The following is a 3,468-nucleotide window of genomic DNA, read 5'->3' on the forward strand; positions in this document are numbered from 1 at the left end:
GGCATCGCTCCAGGCGATCGCTTCACCATCGATGATCACTTCAAGCTCGAGGATCGGCCGATCGCCGATCGTCGCCGTCAGCGCATCGCTCAGCCCTTCGGCGGAGCCTGTCGCGATACGGATCGTGACCAGGGTCGCGTCCAGTTCGCCGATCCTAGCGAGCATGTGGCTCGGCAGCTCTGCCGTTCCGAGCGGCGTCGCTACTGCCAGGCGATGCGAGCCGTCGCCCTGCAGGCTGGCCAGCGGCAGCGTCAGCTCGTAGCTGGTCGAGTCTGTGGTGGCGGACAGGTCGATGACGATGCGCTTTTTGCCATCGGCGTCCGACACAGCTCCCGCAAGTGCAGCTGCGAGCTCGTCAGCGGTGACCGCTGCCGTCGTCCGGCCGTTGTCGGTCTGGACGACCGGACGGATCGTGCCAAGCTCCTCCGGCGATGTCGGAGGCTCCTCCTCGCCGATGGTCGGCGGCGCCGGCCAATATCCGCCCGAGTTGCCTGATCCGCCTGATCCGTCAGATGCGCTGTGCGTAGTCGCGGAGACGGCAGCGGACGGCGCCGAGCGCATGAAGTCATGGAGCGCGGTGACGCGATAATAATGCGTCGTGCCCGCCTGCAGTCCGGTGTGCTGCCACGACGTCTCCGTTACTGGCGGCGCGGCTACGGTCCAAGGTCCGTCGGCCTGGGCAGCGCGTTCGACCAGATAGCCGTCGGCTCCGCTGACCTCATGCCAGCTAACTGTAATCGCGGCTTGGCTGTTCGCGATAGCGGCGACTTGCTGCGGCGCTGTCGGCGCGGCGGCCAACGTCTCGACGAACTGGAGCGCCCCGAAGCGCGAGGCGTTCATGTAAGATTGACCGGTCGGGTCGGACCAGATCGCGACGCTGTCGCGATTGCCGTCGCCGTTGTGATCATCGTTCACCTGCAGATCGAAGCCGAGCAGATGGCCGGTGCGCGCCTCGATCCGATCGAGCGCGATCGCGGCTTCGACGGCATAGCCGATCGCTTGCTCTTCATCGTCTCGCAGGATCGTCGTCTCCGACGTGTAATTGTCCTGGCTGGCGTTGCCGCCGACCGTGCGGACATTGTTGAAGTTAATGCGGTATTGTCCGTCATCGCCGTCATAGGTAGGAGACTTGGCATTGTTCTGATCGACGAAAATCTCGATCGAATCCTGCTCCCACGGGTTGTTGCTCGCATCGCTGAGCAGCGGGTCGCTCACGATGGCGTACACATACAGATACTCGTCGTCCCACATCGTCTGGAACGAGGCCGTGGCGCCGGAGCTGCCCTGCACCCAGACCTCGGTCGTCAGAGCAGGAGCGGCATCGTCCCACAGGTCGTCCCGCTCGCCGTCGATCTCCGGGGTGCCCTTGACGGACGGGGCGACCATAATGGCCTCGCCCAGCGTCAGGGTGCCGAAGCCGTCCTGATCGATATGCTGCGTGCTGCGAATATCGCTCCAGGAGACGATATTGCCGTTTTTGCCATGCTCGGTCCCGTCGTCGGCGCCGGTGTCCGTGACGCGGACATCAAAGCGGAGCTGCTGGCCCGCCTCGGCTCTCGCAGGGAGCGCAATGGCGGCCGTAGCCAAATAGCCATCCTCCGTTGCCATGCTGCTCGCGCTGTCACGGTCGACCTGAACGCGGATCGTCCGGCTGCCGTCGGCGAGGAACAGCTCGACCTTGTCCCCGGGCTCAGCCGATGCATCGCTCACGTCAACCTGCGCATACAGATGGCCGCTGTCCCACAGCAGCTTGATCTTCGCACCCAGCGTGCCGATCGTATCGGTCTGGAGCGACGGCGCCAGCTGCCAGAGGGGGGATTGCGCTCCGGCAGGCGTCCCCTGCACGACGCGCGCCGACAGCGGCGAGAGCGGCAGCTTGCTCGGATCGACCATGCCCCAGTACGCGGGCTTCGCCTGATAATGCTTGTCGAATGGGAATGGCGCGTCCTGACGTGTGATCGGGCGGTTGTGCAGCCACGTATGATCGTCCGCGATCCCCCACAGCGTCACATTGCTGATCCAGCCGCCGTCCATGCCGGCGCTCTTGCCTTCGTTGTCGAGCCGTTTCAACTCGTCGAACAGCTCCTTGTACCGGTAGCCCTGCGTCGCGATCAGCTCCTCCGGCACCTCCTGGTACGCATCGGAGCTGTTCGTGTAGACGGACACATCGAGCTCGGTGATCTGGTTATCCAATCCGGCTTCGCCGAACAAACGGATCGAGTCCGAGATCCGCTCGATCGAAGGGCCAGTGATGTTGATATGCGTCTGATGGCCGACGCCGTCGATCGGGACGCCTTCCTCGCGCAGCTGCGTCACCAGCTCGTAGAGGGCATCCCGCTTGCGCGGATTGTCGGTGCCGTAGTCATTGATATAGAGCATCGCATCGTCTCCGGCCACCTCGCGGGCGACGCGGAAGGCGGTGCGGATGAAGTCCAGCCCGGTGAGGCGGTACCAGCCGCTGTCGCGCATGCCGCCAGGACGATTCTCGTCGATCACCTCGTTGACGACGTCCCAGTCGCGAACATCGTCCTTGTAGCGGGCGACGACTACGCGCAGGTACGCTTCCAGCCGCTCCAGCACGAGCTGCTTGTTCTCTGGCGTCGGCTCGAGCTCCTTGCCCGTCTCATCCTGCAGGATCCAGTCGTTGCCCTGGCTATGCCAGACGAGGGTGTGGAAGCGTAGGTTCATGCCGTTCGCCCGGGCATAATCCCGCAGCGTATCGGCAGCCGTCCAGTTGTAGACGCCCTCCCTCGGGTTGATCGAGCCGGGCTTCATCACATTCTCGGCGACGACCGAGTTGTAGTGGCGATCCAGCAGCTGATGATGGATGCCGGACAGGTGGATATTCTCCACGGCTGCCCCGATCTCAAAGTAATCCTCATACACCTCGGCCAGACTCGGGATATCGGTCTGGATGGCGCCGCGCGGGCGGATCGTCACATCATCGAGGTAGATGACGTCGGCGGCGTTGGACGACTCGACGTAGAGCGAGAGCACGTCCATCGCGCCGGTATAGCTGAAGGGAGCGCTCAGCTCGATCCAGTCGGTGCTGCGCGTACTCGTCGTGGTCAACTGCGAATACAAGGTCGTCTCTGTGCCCGCAGCCTTGTTCTCCATCGACATCCGAATCGTGCTGTCCTCCGCCGGAGCCTCCGCCAGCTTCACATAAGCGGAGATCAGATAGGTGGTGTCGGGCTCCAGCAGCGGCTTCACATTCAGACTGGGTCCGTTCCAGCTCTCGGTCCGGTTCCACGCCTTGATGCTGCCGTTGCCGGAACGAGCCGCTTCCTCGGTGTAGGTCACGTCTTCTCCGCCTCGCGGACCCCAGCCCATCGTCGTGCCGTCCTCGAAGTCGTAGACGAGCTGGGCGCCAGGCGCAGGCGCTCCCGGTTCGGACGCATCCGACGCTCCGTTGTCTAATGCAAGAGAGATCGGCGTATCGCCAGCATCGGCAGCTGCCGCGCCGCC

At 64.0% G+C, this 3,468-nt stretch carries 1 protein-coding gene; it reads right to left on the reverse strand.

Annotated elements, in window-relative coordinates:
* Positions 1-3,468 (reverse strand): endo-1,4-beta-xylanase (locus tag PA598K_RS22080; RefSeq protein WP_128659062.1); only part of this gene is annotated, 3,468 nt, incomplete at both ends.

Source organism: Paenibacillus sp. 598K (assembly GCF_003851045.1).
In the GTDB taxonomy this organism is placed as follows: Bacteria; Bacillota; Bacilli; order Paenibacillales; family Paenibacillaceae; genus Paenibacillus_D.